We start from the raw sequence: 16,250 nt of genomic DNA on the forward strand, positions 1-16,250 counted from the left end.
CGAGTCCGTGAGCAAGTGATCCCGGTGATCCACCTCGCCCGCACGGAGGCGTCCGAGTCGACCGTCAACCCCCGTGAGCTGGAACGGAGTTCGACTTCGAAGGCGCCGCCGCCCGCCGCCCGTGGCCGGAACCCCTCCATCCGGACGGACGGCACCCGCTCCGCCACAGCGGGTGATTCCGCCAACTCGGCGGCGGACGCGTCTGGTTCCGGCCCAGCGCGTGCTCATCGGCGAGCGGCGGTCAGTGGAGCCCGCCCACCGGCCGTCCGTCCTTCAGCGTGCCCTTCAGGTCCGCCTTCGCGCCCTGCCGCGCGCGTACCGCCAGCAGGTTGCCGTCCGCCGATCCGGTCACCCCGCCGGTCGCCCGAACGGACCGGGTGCCCTTGTCGCCCGCCGCGAGGAGGTACCAGGTGCCGGCCTCGGACTTCCACAGCACACCGGCGAGCACATGCGGATCGCGCGGCCCGCACGACGGCACGTCCCCGGCCTTCGCCACGGCCGCCCCGAACAGCCCGCCCGGCGTACGGAACTGGGCCAGCACCCGGGTGCCGTCGCCCCGCCAGGTCTCCGCGCGGGTGCACACCCATTCCGCCGAGCCGGTCGCGTCGGGCAGCGACTGCCGTGTGTACGACCACACGTTGACCGTCCGTACGCCCTGTCCGCGTGTGTCGGCCAGCGAGCAGGCGAACGGCGCCCAGGTCTTCAGCGCCTCGGCGCCCGCCGCCGACTTCGGCGAGGAGGGCCGGCCCGCGGTGAGCCGGGCCGGGACGAGTTCGCCCAGGTCGGTCAGGAGGTGGCTGCCGGAGGCGTCGGTGAGCTGGAGGACGTTCCAGGTGGTGCAGGTGCCGGTCCGGGTGGCGGGGCTGGACAGCGGTGAGGTGATGCCGTCGGTGATCGTCAGGCCCATCATCCCGGCGCCCGGCTTGGTCAGGTCCCGCTCGCCCGCCTCCGTCACCCAGGGGGCCGTCAGATAGCGGACGTTGCCGTCGGCCCGGCCCAGCACGATCGCGCCCGACTCGGCGCCGCTCGCGCCGTCGACCCGCGCGAAGTCCAGCGCCGCCCCGGCCGTGCCGCCCTTCGGCTCGGCGTAGCGGGCGATGCGCAGACCGTCGTAGAGGATCACCACGCGCGCGTTGTCGACGTCGCCGGCGTACAGCAGCTGCGGCGGGCCGGACGGGCCGCCGGCCGGGGTGTCGGGGGTCGCCGAGACGCGCACCGTCGCGCCGGGGCGGGCCAGGACGGCGAGGGCGCGGCGCAGCAGCGCCTCGTCGCGGACGAGTGCGCCGCGGGCGGGCCAGACGGAGAAGTCGGTGCGTGCGGAGGTCTTCCACGCGACGGGCGAGACCTTCAGCAGCCGGCCCGGGTCGAGGGCGGCCTCGGCGGCCGGGTTCTTCGCGTACGGCGGGGCCGCCGCGCCGTCCGGGGCCCAGCCGTCGCCGGGCAGCGCGACCAGCGCGCCGCACACCCCGAGGGCGACCGCGGCGGCCAGCGCGGCCTTGCCGTGCTGACGGCGGCGCATCAGATCGGTGGGCCGGGCCTGCAGCGAACAGGGGTCGAACTCGGGGGAGTCGAGGAGCGGGTACCTTGCCGCGGGAATCGTCTCCGCCTCGCGCAGCGCCTCGTCCACGTCGTCCGGCTCGACACCCGCGCCGGTCAGGACCTTGCGTACGTCGCCGTCGGGGAGTTTCTCCAGACCGCGCAGCACGTACGCGGCACGGGCCGGGCCCGGGAGGGTCGACAGCAGCTGGTCCAGGGCGAGCTCGTCGGCGCCGCCGGAGCGGGGGAACAGCCGCAGCCCCCACACCTGGGGGAGCAGCGGCGGCAGCTGTGCGCGCTTGGGCCACGCCCGGCGCCGCAGCGGCAGGCCCGCCTCCAGGGCCGTACGCACCACCTGGAGGCGGACGTAGGCGTACCCGGGGTCGCCGTCGCGGCCGGTGGACTGGGCCGGGATGACCGGGGCGGAGGCGCGCCCGCGCGGGAGGGCGCGCTGGACGAGCGCGTGGGCGGTCAGCACGCGGCGGCCCCGGCCGAGGCCCGGCGGCAGCACCAGGTAGGCGAGCCGGACGAGACGCGGGTAGTGCTCGACGAGCGCGGCCTCGGCCTGCTCGACGTCGACCACCCGGTCCGCTGCGGTACCGGGTGCGGGGCGCTTGGCGACATCCTGTGACTGCACGTCCAGCAGAACGAGCGCGACGGTGGATGGTCACCGGCCGTCCGGGTGAGTCACCCCTGCGGGTCGGTCAGCGCCCGCGCGTAGTTCGCCATCGAACGCTGGTAGCGCGGCAGATGGGGTGCCAGCGCGCCGAGGACCAGGGCGAGGCCCTCGCGGTCGCGGCCCAGGCTGGACAGACACAGAGCCAGAACCGCGCGTACGGCGTCGTCCAGTTCGTCGGAGGGGCCGTCCAGTTCGGGGGTGAGGAGCTTGACGCCCTCCTCGGCCCGGCCGGTGTTGCGCAGGGAACTGGAGAGCTGGATCTTCGCCCGGCGGCCCTGGTAGCCGCTCACCTCGCTCAGGCCGAGGGCGAGCGCCTCCTGGTAGAGGGGGACGGCCCGGTCGCTGTGGCCGGTGGAGTCCCAGGCGCAGGCGCGCTCGAAGGGGCCGAGCGGGCTGCCCTCGGGGAGTTCGGCGACGAGCGCGTCGATCACGGCGCGGAACTCGGCGGCCCGCTCCTCCGGGTAGTCGTCCAGGGTGGCCCAGGCGGCGGTCACACGGTCTTCCCAGTCCGCCGGGTCTTTTCCGTCTTGGTTCACCGGCCCACTCTCGCACGCGGGTGCCGCCCGGTCACCCCGGTATGTTGAGCGGACCGCGGACGGGAGCCGTATCCAGAAAGAGGCTCTCGCAGGGAGGAACAGATGAAGGTGACCCGACCCATGCTCGCGGCGGTGGCCGTCGCGGCGGCACTGGCGCTGACCGGTTGCGGTGGCGCCGACGGGGACGCGAAGGCCGTGGCGGCCGTGCCGTCGGCGGCGACCGGCAGCCTGGAGCACCTGGCCGCCGAGGTGAAGTGCACGCCGAACATGCAGACCGACGCCGACGAGATCCGCCAGGCCATCTGCAAGAACGCGGACGGAAAGTTCATCCTGGCGACGTTCGCGACGGACCGCGGCCAGCGCGAGTGGATCAACGGTGCCAAGGACTACGGCGGTCACTACCTGGTCGGCCGCAAGTGGGTGGCCGTGGGTGAGACCAGCACCGTGAACGCGCTGCGCAAGACGCTCGGCGGTGACATCGAGGAGGGCACGGACCACTCGGCGCACGAGTCGGGCGAGGCGTCCGACGGCGCGACGCACTCCGGCCACTGAAGCCGTACGCATTGAGAACGCATTGAGAGAGCCGGCGGTGAGGAATCCTCACCGCCGGCTCTCTCAGTGTGCGACTTCTACTGCGACTACTGGCACTTCTTGCCGGTGTTGATGCAGTTGACCATCTGGTTCATCGTGTTCGTGGAGAAGAAGTTGATGAAGTCGTTGTGGTCGGTGATCGGCTTGTGCAGCTGCTCCGGGAACGTGTCCACCGCGTACGGGTTGGTGATCGCTCCGTTCGCCAGCTTCGGCTGCGGCACGTTGTAGACGAGCCGGACCTGGAGCTGGGGGATCGCCTTGAAGCCGTTGGCGCAGGTGCCGTCCTGCTGGACGAAGGACACGTGCGTGCGGTGGTTGGCGCTGTCGATGTTCTGACCGTCCCAGCAGCTCTGGAAGAAGGTCGTGCGCACCACCTGGCTGCCCTGCGGGCAGATCGGGTACTTGTCGTGCAGCTGGACCTTGTTCTCGAACCCGGTGCAGGACCAGTTCACGTTGGCGTTGGCGGTGCCGTTGACGAAGGCCTTGGCGTCACCGGTGATGATGCGCAGGGCGGTCGGCATGGCGACGACCTGGGCCTTCTTGTTGCCGACGAACGTCAGCTGGGCCTGGGCCGGCTGGAGGATCTTGCCGACGTTGCCCTCCTTGCCACCACCGTCGTTGTTCTGGTCGAAGTCCTGCGTGCCGTCCTGGACGCGCAGCACCGGCCAGAAGTACGAGGACTTGTCGCCCTGGTTCTGGCAGCTGGTGGTGCCGTTGGCCAGATCCTGGTCGCTCGCGAAGGCGTCGTTGTTCTGGTTGCCGACGTAGTCGTGCAGGTGGTGCGCGCCGTTGGTGACACCGGGGGCGACAATCACGTTGTCCGTGTTGTGGTTGTCGTTGCCGTTGGTGCCGCACTTCGTGACGAACGTGCCCTTGGAACCCGAGTTGCCGTTCGCGGCGAAGCCGTTGGTGCCCACGTTGGTCGAGGCGTTCTGCTGGACCTTCGTGATGTCCACGAAGTCGGCCGCGACCGGGCCGTTGCCGCCCTGGCCGTTCTGGCCCGCCTGCTGACCGCCGTTGCCTGCCTGACCGTTGCCTGCCTGACCGTTGCCGGCCTGACCGCCGTTGTTCTGGCCACCGTTGTTCTGGCCGTTGTTGTTCTGGCCACCGTTGTTCTGGTTGCCGTTGTTGTTCTGGCCATTGTTGTTCTGGCCGTTGTTGTTCTGCCCGTTGCCCGCCTGGCCGGCGTTCGTGTTGGCCGCCTGGGTCGTGCAGGCCGCGAGCGAACTCAACTGCGTGTTGAACTGGCCACCGACGCGCTGGATATCGATCCGAATCCGGTCGATCGTGGCGGCGCGCTTCTCCTTGAGGGGGCCGGTGATTGCGTTCTGGACGAACCCGGCGTCCTGAGTCTGGGCCTGGCGGGTCGACGCGAGCCGGGCGTACGCCTCGGTGATCTGCTTGTCGAGGTTCGCCAGCTCGGTGGCGACGCCCTGCTTGGCCTTCTCGGGCACGTTCGTCAGCTTCTGCCCCACATCCGGGCAGGAGATGGTGGCGACCTGAGCCGCCGCGGTGGCGGCCTTGGTCGAGTTCTGGCCCGAGCTCGACTCATCTGCCGAAGCGTAGAAGTTCGCCCAGATCAGCCCGCCCCCACCGAGCGCTAGAACCGCCGATGCTGCCACGGCCTTCGTGGCCATCGACGAACGGCGTTTACGAATGTTGCGTCCCATGGAACTCCTCTGACTTCCTTGCGGGGCAGCATCGAGGCGCCCGACAGGAGTGAAGCTGCTCCCTCACTTACGCACCTCGTCCCAGTGGTGTTCAGCGGTCTCAGAAATTGATGAGAGACCCGGACGTCCACCCCGGCGACAAAACCACCCCAACATCCCCACACCGCACCGCACTTGAAGTGCTCATCCGCCCTGGTCCAGATAGGCCAGCACCGCCAGTACCCTGCGGTTGTCGTCGTCGGAGACCTCCAAACCCAGCTTCAGGAAAATATTCGCGGTGTGCTTGGCGACCGCCCGCTCCGTGACGACCAGTCTTGCGGCGATCGCCCCGTTCGACCGGCCCTGCGCCATCAGCTCCAGAACCTCCCGTTCGCGAGGAGTGAGCCGGGCCACCGGGCCCTGTCCGTCGCCCTCGCGCCGGGCCAGCAGCTGCTGGATCACCTGCGGGTCCATCGCGGTGCCGCCCGTCGCGACCCGTCGTACGGCGTCCACGAACTGCTCCGCGTCGAACACCCGGTCCTTCAGCAGATAGCCGACCCCGCCGCTGCCGTCGGCGAGCAGCTCACGCGCGTACAGCTGTTCGACATGCTGGGAGAGGACGAGCACCGGCAGCCCCGGCCGGTCGCGGCGGGCCGCCAGGGCGCACTGCAGGCCCTCGTCGGTGTGCGTAGGGGGGAGCCGGACGTCGACCACGGCGACGTCCGGCTCCAGTTCGGCGAGGGCCCGCGTGAGCTCCGGCCCGCTCTCCACGGCCGCGGCGATCTCGAAGTCGTAGGCCTCCAGGAGCCGTACGAGCCCGTCGCGCAGCAGGAACAGGTCTTCGGCTAGGACAACTCGCAAGGGATCTCCATGGTCACCATCGTGGGACCGCCGGCGGGGGAGCTGACGGCAAGGACGCCGTCGAATGTACCGAGCCGCCGTTCGAGCCCGGCCAGGCCCGAACCGGCCCCGACCGCCGCGCCGCCCCGGCCGTTGTCGGTGACGGAGATCCGCAGCCTGCCGTCCGTGTGGTGCAGGTCCACCCAGATCCGGTCGGCGCCGGAGTGCTTGACCGCGTTGGTGAAGATCTCGCTGACGGCGAAGTAGGCGGCCGACTCCACGGGCGCGTCGGCCCGGCCGCCGTCGAGGTCGACGGTCACCTCCGTGGCGACCGGCAGCCGCAGCGCCAGCGCCCGTACGGCGTCGCCGAGACCGCGCTCGGCCAGCACCGGCGGATGGATGCCGCGCACCAGGTCGCGCAGTTCGGCGAGGGCCTCGGCGGACGACTGGCGGGTCTGCGCGAGGAGCCGCTTCGCCTTCTCGGGGTCCTTGTCGACGAGCGCCTCCACCGTGCCGAGGTCCATGCCCATCGCCACCAGCCGGGCCTGGGCGCCGTCGTGCAGGTCGCGCTCGATGCGCCGCAGCTCGGCGGCCGAGGTGTCCACGGCGTCCCGGCGCGTCTCGGTCAACACCCGCACCCGCTCGGCCAGTTCGGCCTGGGTGGGGGTGAGCAGCCGGCGGGTGAGCCGGAAGTGGGCGTGGAACAGGGGGACGGTGTACCGGTGCGCGAGGACCAGGACCACGACGCCCAGGGCGGCGGCGCCGAACGCGGACGCCTGGCCGGTGACCGGCACGAACCCGTACCAGTAGGTGTCGTCCGGCCCCTCCAGCACCACCCTCCACAGCCCCGCCGCCAGCGCGAACCCCTCCAGCGGGAAGTAGACGAGCGCCGCCGGCAGGATCGCCGTGACGAACCCGGCCGTCATGTCGACCTGGAGCCAGCGCAGGTCCCGCCAGGTCGCCGGGTCCCGCAGCAGCGCGTTGGTGAGCTTCCACGGGTTGGCGGTCTCGGGCAGCGGCCGGTACGCCGACGGGATGCGCACCCCGCCCCACTCGGCGGCCAGCGCCCGCCGCCGGTCGGCGTAGGCGCGCACCCCCTTCGTCACATAGGGCAGGGCGAGCGCCCCGACCCCGATCGGTATCAGCGCCATGGAGACGACGGAGAGCACGAAGCACAGGACGGCCAGCGGCAGCGACACCACGGCCAGCGACAACCCCCGCAAGGCGGCCAGCGCCATGCCGCGCGCCCTGGAACCGCCCTCGCCACTCTGTGTGTTGATGTTCATGCGGTCAGTCTGGCCGACCCGGACCGAGGGGGCACTGGCCCGAAGCCCCCGGTCAGGGGGTGGTGTCAGATACACCCCCCGTCCCGGCGAGTACCTTGGCCTCCACCTCCGGGTCCAGGCCCTTGACCGCCCGCTCCTTGCGGTGCGGCGCGGTCCCGCCGACGGACCGCAGCCAGCTCCAGGTGTCGGCGACGGTCTCCTCGACCGGCCGGCAGGACAACCCGCTCGCCACCGCCCGCGAGACGTCCGCGGAGTGCAGCGCGTCGTGCATGTCGGTGCCCGGCGGCACCCACACCGGCAGCTGGACCCACGGCTCGATGCCCGCGCCGAGCACGATCTCCGGGTCGGTCCAGCGCAGTTCGGCGCCGGAACCGGTGACGCCGGCGCACGCCTCTAGCAACTCGCCCATGGTGGCGTGTCCCTGAGGGCTCATCAGGTTGAACGGGCCGCTCAGCTCCTGCTCGACGGCTCCGAGGATCCACTCGGCGAGGTCGCGGACGTCGACGTACTGCAGGGGCAGCTCAAGCGGGCCGGGCGCGAGGACCGGGCCGCCGCGCGCCATCCGGCCCAGCCACCAGGGCAGCCGGCCGACGTTCTCGTACGGGCCGAGGATCAGCCCGGCCCGGACGAGTACGGAGTCCTCCGCGCCGAAGGCGTCGACGGCGGCCAGCTCACCGCCCCGCTTGTCGCGGGCGTAGTCGCTCTGCCCGGCGTCCGGTGCGGCGCCCTCGACCACCGGCGCGTCCTCGGCGTACCCGGCGGGCGGCGCCCAGGTGTATACCGAGCAGCTCGACACGTACACATACCGGCCGGCGCGGCCCCGCAGCAGCCGCGCCGCCTCGTGCACCGGGCGGGGCGCCGCCGACCAGGTGTCGACGACGGCGTCCCACTCGCCCTGCTCGAGCGCGGTCAGGCCCCCCGGCGCGGTGCGGTCGCCGGTCAGCGCCCGTACGCCGGGAAGCGGCGTGTGCCGGCCCCGGTTGAGGACCGTCACCTCCCAGCCGCGCCCCAGGGCCGCCTCGACGACGGCCCGTCCCGCGAACTCCGTACCACCCAGCACCAGAAGTCTCATACCGGTGACTCTGCCCGGTGCGGGCGCGGTACGGAACCGGAGTCTGCCGAGGGCAGAGGATCAGCAGAGGATCAGCAGGGGTTCAACGGCCGGTCGGCGGCGTGTACTTGTAGCCGACCCGGCGCACCGTCTGGATGGACTTGCGGTGCTCCGCGCCCAACTTGCGGCGTAGCCGGGCGATATGGACGTCGACCGTACGGCCGTCGCCCACATGCCCGTAGCCCCACACCGTGGTGACGAGCTGGTCGCGTGTGTGCACCCGGTTCGGGTGCGTCACGAGATGCGCGAGCAGCTCGAACTCCAGGTAGGTGAGGTCGAGTTCACGCCCGTCGACGGCGGCGGTGCGCTGCACGGTGTCGATCCGCACCAGCGCGTCCGCGCCGGACTCCACCGCCTCCGGCTGGTCCGGCACCGCCACCGGAAGGAAGGGCGGCTGCTGGTCGGCCGGGACCAGCACCAGATAGCCGATCATCGGCGGCCGGCCCGGCAGGGTGGGCAGGGCGTGCTGCGGGGCGGGCAGCCAGGTGGCGCCCGGCGGCAGGAACTCCGCGACGTTCACCACCTCGTCCCGGTCCACGGCGCGCAGCCGCTGACGGGCCGGAGCGGTGGGGGAGACGGCTGGGGAGTCGGCGAGGGAGTCGGGAACGGAGGTGAGGGAACGAGTGGTCGCCATGAGAGGTCAGCTCTTTCGCGCGAGAGGTTCGCCGGGGAGGACGACGGCCGCGATTCGTGGTCGGGCTCGTCGGGGACGTACGTCGTGCGCGCTGGCCGAAGGCCGGGGTGTACGGCTTTAGAGGGCCGGCGCGTTCGTCGCGCGGCAACACACCCGGTCGAAGTCGTGGTGCTGACGGGAAGGCCAGAACGGCTCGAGGTCATGGCGACCCGTCGCGGTGTGGTTCTGGAAGCTGGCCATGAGGCCATTGAAGCAGACACCCGCCCGTAACAGCAGGGGTCTCTCACTGCTTGGACGCTTCTTGTTCCCTTCATGGAACCGCGCGGCATCCCAAAGAGCGCCCCGCCATGCCGAAGGGGCGCCCCACCGTGTCGGCGGGGCGCCCCTTGAGCGGAGCCGCGGTGCGGATCAGACCTGGCCGGCCTTCTCCAGGGCGGCGCAGCAGGTGTCCACGATCAGGCGGGTCACCAGGTACGGGTCGACGTTGGCGTTGGGACGGCGGTCCTCGATGTAGCCCTTGCCGTCCTGCTCGACCTGCCACGGGATACGGACCGAGGCGCCGCGGTTGGAGACACCGTAGGAGTACTCGTTCCACGGGGCGGTCTCGTGCAGACCGGTCAGGCGGTCGTCGATGCCGGCGCCGTAGTTCTTGACGTGGTCGAGCGGCTTGGAGCCCTCGCCGAGCGACTCGCACGCGGTGATGATCGCGTCGTAGCCCTCGCGCATCGCCTTGGTGGAGAAGTTGGTGTGCGCGCCGGCGCCGTTCCAGTCGCCCTTGACCGGCTTGGGGTCGAGGGTGGCGGAGACACCGAAGTCCTCGGCGGTGCGGTAGAGCAGCCAGCGGGCCACCCACAGCTGGTCCGAGACCTCGAGCGGGGCGAGCGGGCCGACCTGGAACTCCCACTGGCCGGGCATGACCTCGGCGTTGATGCCGGAGATGCCGAGGCCGGCGGCGAGGCAGTTGTCCAGGTGCGCCTCGACGACCTCACGGCCGAAGATCTCGTCGGCGCCGACACCGCAGTAGTAGCCGCCCTGCGGGGCCGGGAAGCCGCCCTTGGGGAAGCCGAGCGGGTAACCGTCCTGGAAGAAGGTGTACTCCTGCTCGATGCCGAAGATCGGCTCCTGCGAACCGTACTTCGCCTCGACCTCGACCAGCGCGGCACGGGTGTTGGACTCGTGCGGCGTCATGTCGATGTTGAGGACCTCGCACATGACGAGGATGTCGTCGCCGCCGCGGATCGGGTCGGGGCAGGTGAAGACCGGCTTGAGGACACGGTCCGAGGCGTGGCCCTCGGCCTGGTTCGTGGAGGACCCGTCGAAGCCCCAGATCGGGAGTGCGTCGAGACCGGCCGGCTCGCCAGCGATGATCTTCGTCTTGGAACGGAGCTTCGCCGTCGGCTGGGTGCCGTCGATCCAGATGTACTCAGCCTTGAAGGTCACGGGCCACTTCCTTCGGGGTGTGTCTGCGCACTTGCGGGTGCTGCATTCTGCGGCGCTGCGGCACTGAGGCGCCGCCGGTGTTTGCCCGGCAGCTTGTCAACAGCCGATTTCCCGATCATTGCTCGAATGTGAACCCCGTGTTACCTGGTCGTTCGTGCCCTGCGTACGGCCACTGCGCCTGCCGCACGTAAGGGCCCCGCTGCTCGTGGCCGCGAACAGTGGGGCCCTTGACACGTACCTCAGGTTTCCCGGCTGGGCCTCACCCCACCTTCTCGATCAGGGCCCGGCGGATCAGGAACTTGCCGGGCTCGCGGACCTGCTCGAAAGCCGCGTTGTTCAGCAGCGCGCAGCTGCCGGAGACCGAGGTGACCTCGACGGTCGTGGACTTGTTGTTGTCCAGGTTGGTGACCTTCAGCTTGGTTCCCGCCGGGAACTGGTTGCTGGAGGCCGCCGGAGCCCCGCCCTCACCGGAGAGCGTGACGGTGGAGCCGTTGCAGACCTGCTGCCCGGAGGCGGCTGCCCCGCCGTTGCCGGCCGGGGCGGAGGCCGCGGGGGCCGAGGCCGCCGGCGCTGAAGCGGCCGGTGCTGAAGCGGCCGGCGAGGGCTGTGTCGACTGGGAGTCCTGAGCCGACTCCCCAACGACGCACCCCGACGCCTGCTGCTGCACCTTGATCTGCGCGATGACCGCCTCGCGGTTGGCGATCCGGGCCTCCGACTGAGCGTCCGGAGCGGCCCGCTGGCCGTCGATGAACTTCTGGTTGTTGCCGAGGGCGGTGGCGAGCCCCTGGCAGACCGTCGAGTTCGCAGCGGACAGCGTCTTCGCGTTCTGCGGTGTCTGGGCGGCGTTCGAGGTGTTCGCCATCACGAAGGCGCCGCCGCCCGCGACCGCCGCCGCGCTCACCAGCAGCGCGACTTTCTTCCCCGTGCCGAACGTTCTTCTGCGCGACATGCGCGGCTCCTGAGGGATAGGGGGAGCGTACGCCGCTATGTACGAGATGCCGAACGGGGTTGCTCAGCGGTCACGGGACTCGGTCGGTGTGACGCGCGTCACGGCGTCCCGCGGCACGCGAAAACCCGTCTTTCCCATGGGCCCCGGAGGCCCCGAAAGCCCTTGTGGCCAGGGGCTTTTGTCAGTGGGGGGCGGTAGAATAGAAGCAGTGTTCGAGGGTTCCACCGGAGGTTCCGATGGAGCTCTGACCGCGACAGGAGGATGCCTGTGCCCGCTGCCGCACTGAAGCCGAAGCCGCTGCCGACCCAGTCCACCGCCAAGCGTTCCGTCCAGCTCGACCTGCCCTATGTGCCCGTCGCGAAGCGGCCGTTGCCGCCCGGCCGGCCGCGCGAGTGGTACGTCATGCACAACCGCAAGCTCAAGGCCATGCGCCTTGCCATCGCGCTGCTCGACTCGGGCGTCTTCATGCCGAACCAGGCCCGCAACGAGACGATCCGCAGCACCGCGGAGCTGATCGGTGTCCACCCGCCGTCGGACACGACGTGCCACATGGTCAGGGCGCTGATGCGGTACTCGCGTTGAGCGGAGGCGCCGGGTGCCGTGTCTTCGCACGGCGCCCGGCGCCTTCGGTGTCCTCGAACTCCCCCGGACGGGCCGACTGAACTCACCCGCGCCGGAAGGGCCCCGCCAGCTCCTTCTCCACCGGCGTCCGGAATCTCGGCGTCACGCGCGTGTCCCCCACCCACGCCCCCAACCGCTCCGCCTCCGCAGCGATCGCGGCCCGCGCCTCCCGCCCCACAGCCTTCTCGTCCAGGATCCGCCAGACGATCTCCCCGTCGGCCCGTTGCGCCCAGGCGCCCACCACCCGGCCGTTCCACCACACCGTCGGCCCCACGTTGCCGCTGTAGTCGAACAGGGCGGGGCGCAGCTCGGGGGCCAGATACCAGTCCCGGGCCTGCCAGCCCATCGCCGTCGGGTCGAGCGCGGGCAGCAGGGCCGCCCAGGGCTCGGCGGGACCGGCCACCGGCTCGACGTCCTCCGCGACGACGTACCCCGTGCCCTCGTCCAGCGACACCGCCCGCGCGCCGATCGCGGCCAGCGCCCGCCGTACGTCGGTCACCCGCCAGCCCGTCCACCACTTCAGGTCCGCCTCGGTCGCCGGGCCGCACGCCGTCAGCCAGTGGCGGAGCAGGTCCGCCTGGGCGGCCGCCGGATCCAGCTCCGGATGGGCGGGGGCGACGGCCCAGCGGAACTGGCTGGACGTCCAGGAACCCAGCGGCCGGCCCCGGACCACCTTGCCCTCGACGCCCAGCACCTTCAGCAGCCGGGTGCCGACGGTGTGGACCCCCTCGTAGCTCTTCCCGGCCGCGTACACGAACTGCTCGCGCAGCCGCGGCTCCTCGCGGGCCAGCTCGGTCGCGGTCGCCTGGCCCAGCCGCTCCAGCGCGGCCAGCGCCGACTCCTCGGTCTCCTTCAGCCAGGCCGCGTCCGGCGCGCCCGCCTTCGCCATGCCCTTCAGCAGCGTGGCCCGCTCCCGCGCCGCGACCGCGAGACCGGTCGAGGCGTGTACGACGGCCGTCAGCCCGGTGGGGAACACGAAGACCGTGTGCCGCATGCCGTGCATCCGCACCAGCGTGCGGTCCCCGTACAGCGCCCGGTCCGTCTCCGCCACCGTCGGCGCCGGGTCCGCCAGCCGGGCGCCGATCGCCAGATACACCGTCGCCGGGTCCGAGCCGTGCAGCGCGACGAGGGTGTCGGCCACCGCCTCGGGCGTCGCCGCCCGCGCTCCCGGCGCCAGCCGCTGCCGCACCCCCACCCGCGCCCGCCGCTCCGCCCCGCCGACATACCGCACCGCGTCACCCATCCCGACCTCCGCCCGCCGTCACCGCTCCCTCCCCGCCCATCCTCCCCGACGCCACTGACAACGGGCCGCGGTCGCTGTTCAGGCCGGCGTGAGCAGGGTCCGTACGAAGTCCTGTCGGTCGTCCGCGCGGTCGCGGAACCACAGGCCCAACTGGTGGGTCGCGTCCGGGAGTTCGAAGCGGGTGTACCGGGCGCGGGTCGCGAGGGCGTCCTGGACGGCCTCGGTCACCTCCGGCGGGATCACCGCGTCGGTGCCGGGTACGGCGAGCACCGCGCGGCCCTCGTAGGCGCGCAGGGCGGCCAGGGCGGGCGACCGCCGCCAGTCGTCGGGGGTGCGGATGATCTCGGTGAACCGGCCGGTTCCGTCGCCGAAGGGCACGTCCCAGGCCTCGGGCGCGTAGACCGCCGGCGCGCACAGGCCCACCGCGCGGACGCGCTCCCCGTAGTGGGCGACGAGATCCGCCACCGTCTGGCCGCTCATGCTGAACCCGACCAGCAGCAGCGGTCCGACCCCCGGCACCTGCGCGTCGATCACCGACACCGCCTGCTCGAAGCGGCGCCGCAGGCTCAACTCCCGCAGCGCGCCCGTGCTTTCGCCGTGCCCGGAGAAATCGAGGGCGACGGCACGGCAGCCCTCGGCGGCGAACTCACCGAGCAGCGGCAGGAGTCGCTCCTTGCTGCCGTTCCCGGCGCCGTGCAGAAGGACGGCGGTGGGGGCGGCCGGGGCGGCGGCGCCGGATGTCACCAGGCTCAGGCGCTCACCGTCGTACTCGTGGAGGAAGGGGATCGAGTGAGTGGTCGTCACCTGGCGGCTCCCGCCGTGGGCGCGCAGTCCATGTAGGAGCCCGCCTCGCGCGCCGCCCGGTCGGCGTCGCGGTCGCGGACGGCCTCGACCAGACGCGCGTGGTCCTGGAACTGCTCGGGCCGCAGCGCGTCGCCGAAGTGGTCGAGGAGCGAGTCCCGGATCACCTCGCCGAGATCCGCGTGCAGCTCGGCCAGGACGGTGTTGTGCGACGCGGCCACGACGGCCAGATGGAAGGCCAGGTCCGCGTTCACGAACCCCATCGGGTCGCCGGCCGACCACGCCCGCTGCCGCTGCTCCAGGGCGAGACCGAGCCGCTCCAGGTCCTCCTCGGTGCGCCGCGCGCAGGCCAGCCGGGCCGCCCGGACCTCCAGGGTGCTGCGGACGTCGATGACGTCGTCCGTCGCGACCGTCGCGAAGCGGGTCCGCATCACGCCGGCCAGCTCGCTGGTCGCCCGCACATAGGAGCCCGAGCCGTGGCGGATGTCCAGCAGGCCGGTGTGGGCCAGGGCGCGCACGGCCTCACGCACCGTGTTGCGGGCCACGCCGAGCTGCTCGACCAGCTCCGTCTCGGTGGGGATACGGGAGCCCACCGGCCAGGCCCCGGAGGTGATCTGCCGCCGCAGCCGTGCGATCACCTGGTCGGACAGCGCCTCACGGCGCACGGGATCCAGCGTCATCCCGTCAGTCTATGACAGGGATCACCGGAGATAGAGTCATGGGACCTCTAGACGTAGAGTCATGGGATGACTCTACGATAGGACACATGCGAAACGATGACGAAGTGCTGCTGCACCGGCTCGCGGTGGTCGCCCTCGTCCTCGCGGCGCTGAACCTGCGCCCCGGGGTCACCAGCCTCGGGCCGGTCCTCGAAGAGGTCCGGGACAGCCTCGCCATGAGCGGCACGCTCGCCGGGCTGCTGACCTCCGTCCCCGCCGTCTGCTTCGCCCTCGTCGGCGCGACGGCCCCGGCGCTCGCCCGTCGGTACGGGGCGGCCGGCACCGTCGCCGCCGCCGGCGCAGTGCTGACGGCGGGGCTCGCACTGCGCCCGCTGGCCGCCGACTCCACCCTGTTCGTCGTCCTGACCGCCCTGTCGCTCGCCGGTATCGCGGTCGTCAACGTGCTGCTCCCGGCCGTCGTCAAGCAGTTCTTCCCCGACCGGGTGGGCGCGATGACCGGCCTGTACTCCATGGCCCTGAACGCCGGCGCCTCGTCCACCGCCGCCCTGACCGTCCCCCTGACCGAGGCCTTCGGCGGCGACTGGCGCTACGGCCTGGGCGCCTGGGCGGCCCTCGCGGCCCTGGCCGTACCCGCGTGGTCGACCCTCGCCCGCCACCACCCCCCACACCCACCGGCACCCGAACCCACCCGACAGAGCCCCCACCAAGCCCCCTGCCCAAGCCCCCGACGGGGCGAGGGTCAGGATCCGCGACGGGGTGAGGGTCAGGATCCTCGGCCGGGCGATGGGCTGAGCCCTCGGTCAGGCGATCGGCTGAGCCCCCGGCAAGGTCCCCCGCCGGGCGACGGCCAGGATCCGCGGCCGGGCGACGGCCAGGGTCCGTGGCCGGGCGATGGGCTGAGCCCTCGGCCAGGCGATCGGCTGAGCCCCCGGCAAGGTCCCCCGCCGGGCGACCGCCAGGATCCGCGGCCGGGCGATGGTCAAGCCCCCCGGCCAACCGACCGCCAGAGCCCCTGCCCAAGCGACCGCCCTGGCGACCGCCCAAGCCCCCGCCCCAGCGACCCGCAAACCCCCCGGTCCCGCCGTCTCTCCCGCACGCCCACCACCTGGGCCCTCACCGCCTACTTCGCCCTGCAGGCGAGCTCCGCCTACATCGTCATCGGCTGGCTGCCGCAGATCTTCCGGGACGCCGGGCTCTCCGCCGGGCGTGCGGGCCTGCTGTTCTCCGTGACCTCGCTGCTCGGCGTACCGCTGTCCTTCGCGCTGTCCGCCGTGGCCGGGAGGCTGCGCGACCAGAGCGGGATCGCGGCGGTCATCGGCGCCTGCGGCCTCGCCGGATTCGCGGGGCTGTGGGCCGACCCCGCCGCCGCCCCCTGGCTCTGGGCGCTCCTGCTGGGCGTGGCCAACTGCTCCTTCCCACTCGCCCTCACGATGATCGGCATACGCGGGCGCGACGGCGCGACCGTCGTCCGGCTCTCCGGCTTCGTACAGAGCTGGGGCTACGCGCTGTCGATCCCAGGACCCGTGGTCGTCGGCATCCTCTACGACCACACCGGCGGCTGGCGCACCCCGCTGGCCTTCGTCCTGCTGCTGACCCTGGCCCAGACGGCGGCGGGCCTGCTCGCGGGCCGCGACCGCCCGGTCAGCGGCTGAAG

General features: G+C 72.1%; 15 protein-coding genes. 3 read left to right on the forward strand and 12 right to left on the reverse strand.

Features of this window, described 5'->3' with window-relative positions; all coding sequences use genetic code 11:
• Positions 1 to 241: 241 nt before the first annotated feature.
• Complete coding sequence (locus tag ACFPIH_RS05015) at positions 242 to 2,173, reverse strand: hypothetical protein (RefSeq protein ID WP_381179787.1); 1,932 nt, start codon at positions 2,171 to 2,173, stop codon at positions 242 to 244.
• 50 nt (positions 2,174 to 2,223) lie between these two features.
• The gene (locus tag ACFPIH_RS05020; RefSeq protein WP_381179790.1) at positions 2,224 to 2,751 is read right to left on the reverse strand and encodes a tetratricopeptide repeat protein; all 528 of its coding nucleotides are present in this window, start codon (positions 2,749 to 2,751) and stop codon (positions 2,224 to 2,226) included.
• A 102-nt stretch (positions 2,752 to 2,853) separates the two neighbouring features.
• On the opposite strand from ACFPIH_RS05020, the gene ACFPIH_RS05025 reads away from it, so the two are divergent.
• A complete protein-coding gene (locus ACFPIH_RS05025; RefSeq protein ID WP_381179793.1) occupies positions 2,854 to 3,303 on the forward strand; it encodes a hypothetical protein in 450 nt (149 codons plus the stop codon).
• An 86-nt stretch (positions 3,304 to 3,389) separates the two neighbouring features.
• Here ACFPIH_RS05025 and ACFPIH_RS05030 read toward each other — a convergent pair whose 3' ends face one another.
• The 7 genes from ACFPIH_RS05030 to ACFPIH_RS05060 form a co-directional block, all read right to left on the reverse strand.
• Complete coding sequence (locus ACFPIH_RS05030; RefSeq protein ID WP_381179796.1) at positions 3,390 to 5,012, reverse strand: DUF1996 domain-containing protein; 1,623 nt, start codon at positions 5,010 to 5,012, stop codon at positions 3,390 to 3,392.
• Between the two features lie 183 nt (positions 5,013 to 5,195).
• Positions 5,196 to 5,852, reverse strand: a complete 657-nt coding sequence (locus ACFPIH_RS05035) for a LuxR C-terminal-related transcriptional regulator (RefSeq protein WP_381179799.1) — start codon at positions 5,850 to 5,852, stop codon at positions 5,196 to 5,198.
• Positions 5,837 to 7,117, reverse strand: a complete 1,281-nt coding sequence (locus ACFPIH_RS05040) for a sensor histidine kinase (protein ID WP_381179802.1) — start codon at positions 7,115 to 7,117, stop codon at positions 5,837 to 5,839. The genes ACFPIH_RS05035 and ACFPIH_RS05040 overlap by 16 nt, the downstream gene beginning before the upstream one ends.
• A gap of 52 nt (positions 7,118 to 7,169) precedes the next feature.
• Positions 7,170 to 8,189, reverse strand: a complete 1,020-nt coding sequence (locus ACFPIH_RS05045) for an NAD-dependent epimerase/dehydratase family protein (RefSeq protein WP_381179805.1) — start codon at positions 8,187 to 8,189, stop codon at positions 7,170 to 7,172.
• Positions 8,190 to 8,271: 82 nt separating this feature from the next.
• On the reverse strand, positions 8,272 to 8,862 hold the full coding sequence (locus tag ACFPIH_RS05050) for a winged helix-turn-helix domain-containing protein (RefSeq protein ID WP_381179808.1): 591 nt from the start codon (positions 8,860 to 8,862) through the stop codon (positions 8,272 to 8,274).
• A 408-nt stretch (positions 8,863 to 9,270) separates the two neighbouring features.
• Positions 9,271 to 10,302 (reverse strand): glutamine synthetase, encoded by a 1,032-nt coding sequence (gene glnII, locus ACFPIH_RS05055; RefSeq protein ID WP_381179811.1) that lies wholly within the window; start codon positions 10,300 to 10,302, stop codon positions 9,271 to 9,273.
• A 259-nt stretch (positions 10,303 to 10,561) separates the two neighbouring features.
• Entirely contained in the window at positions 10,562 to 11,251 is a 690-nt protein-coding gene (locus ACFPIH_RS05060) for an RlpA-like double-psi beta-barrel domain-containing protein (RefSeq protein ID WP_381179814.1), read from the reverse strand.
• Between the two features lie 267 nt (positions 11,252 to 11,518).
• On the opposite strand from ACFPIH_RS05060, the gene ACFPIH_RS05065 reads away from it, so the two are divergent.
• On the forward strand, positions 11,519 to 11,833 hold the full coding sequence (locus ACFPIH_RS05065; protein WP_381179817.1) for a hypothetical protein: 315 nt from the start codon (positions 11,519 to 11,521) through the stop codon (positions 11,831 to 11,833).
• A gap of 82 nt (positions 11,834 to 11,915) precedes the next feature.
• Here the strand turns inward: ACFPIH_RS05065 and ACFPIH_RS05070 are convergent, their stop codons facing one another.
• The 3 genes from ACFPIH_RS05070 to ACFPIH_RS05080 all read right to left on the reverse strand — a co-directional run bounded on the left by ACFPIH_RS05070 (position 11,916) and on the right by ACFPIH_RS05080 (position 14,596).
• The gene (locus tag ACFPIH_RS05070; RefSeq protein ID WP_381179820.1) at positions 11,916 to 13,115 is read right to left on the reverse strand and encodes a winged helix DNA-binding domain-containing protein; all 1,200 of its coding nucleotides are present in this window, start codon (positions 13,113 to 13,115) and stop codon (positions 11,916 to 11,918) included.
• A 78-nt stretch (positions 13,116 to 13,193) separates the two neighbouring features.
• Positions 13,194 to 13,919, reverse strand: coding sequence for an alpha/beta hydrolase (locus ACFPIH_RS05075; RefSeq protein ID WP_381179823.1), 726 nt, complete (start codon positions 13,917 to 13,919; stop codon positions 13,194 to 13,196).
• Entirely contained in the window at positions 13,916 to 14,596 is a 681-nt protein-coding gene (locus tag ACFPIH_RS05080) for a FadR/GntR family transcriptional regulator (RefSeq protein ID WP_381179826.1), read from the reverse strand. Before ACFPIH_RS05080 ends, ACFPIH_RS05075 begins: the two co-directional genes overlap by 4 nt.
• An 86-nt stretch (positions 14,597 to 14,682) precedes the next feature.
• On the opposite strand from ACFPIH_RS05080, the gene ACFPIH_RS05085 reads away from it, so the two are divergent.
• On the forward strand, positions 14,683 to 16,248 hold the full coding sequence (locus tag ACFPIH_RS05085; protein WP_381179828.1) for an MFS transporter: 1,566 nt from the start codon (positions 14,683 to 14,685) through the stop codon (positions 16,246 to 16,248).
• Positions 16,249 to 16,250: the final 2 nt, after the last annotated feature.

The organism is Streptomyces vulcanius (assembly GCF_042653945.1).
Lineage (GTDB): Bacteria > Actinomycetota > Actinomycetes > Streptomycetales > Streptomycetaceae > Streptomyces > Streptomyces mangrovi.

What these genes read in the sequence shown, in the direction of transcription:
- ACFPIH_RS05030 (WP_381179796.1), bottom strand. Translation starts at nt 5,012, where the DNA reads ATGGGACGCAACATTCGTAAACGCCGTTCGTCGATGGCCACGAAGGCC.
- ACFPIH_RS05085 (WP_381179828.1), top strand. Translation starts at nt 14,683, where the DNA reads ATGCGAAACGATGACGAAGTGCTGCTGCACCGGCTCGCGGTGGTCGCC.
- ACFPIH_RS05045 (WP_381179805.1), bottom strand. Translation starts at nt 8,189, where the DNA reads ATGAGACTTCTGGTGCTGGGTGGTACGGAGTTCGCGGGACGGGCCGTC.
- ACFPIH_RS05025 (WP_381179793.1), top strand. Translation starts at nt 2,854, where the DNA reads ATGAAGGTGACCCGACCCATGCTCGCGGCGGTGGCCGTCGCGGCGGCA.
- ACFPIH_RS05070 (WP_381179820.1), bottom strand. Translation starts at nt 13,115, where the DNA reads ATGGGTGACGCGGTGCGGTATGTCGGCGGGGCGGAGCGGCGGGCGCGG.
- ACFPIH_RS05080 (WP_381179826.1), bottom strand. Translation starts at nt 14,596, where the DNA reads ATGACGCTGGATCCCGTGCGCCGTGAGGCGCTGTCCGACCAGGTGATC.
- ACFPIH_RS05040 (WP_381179802.1), bottom strand. Translation starts at nt 7,117, where the DNA reads ATGAACATCAACACACAGAGTGGCGAGGGCGGTTCCAGGGCGCGCGGC.
- ACFPIH_RS05060 (WP_381179814.1), bottom strand. Translation starts at nt 11,251, where the DNA reads ATGTCGCGCAGAAGAACGTTCGGCACGGGGAAGAAAGTCGCGCTGCTG.
- ACFPIH_RS05050 (WP_381179808.1), bottom strand. Translation starts at nt 8,862, where the DNA reads ATGGCGACCACTCGTTCCCTCACCTCCGTTCCCGACTCCCTCGCCGAC.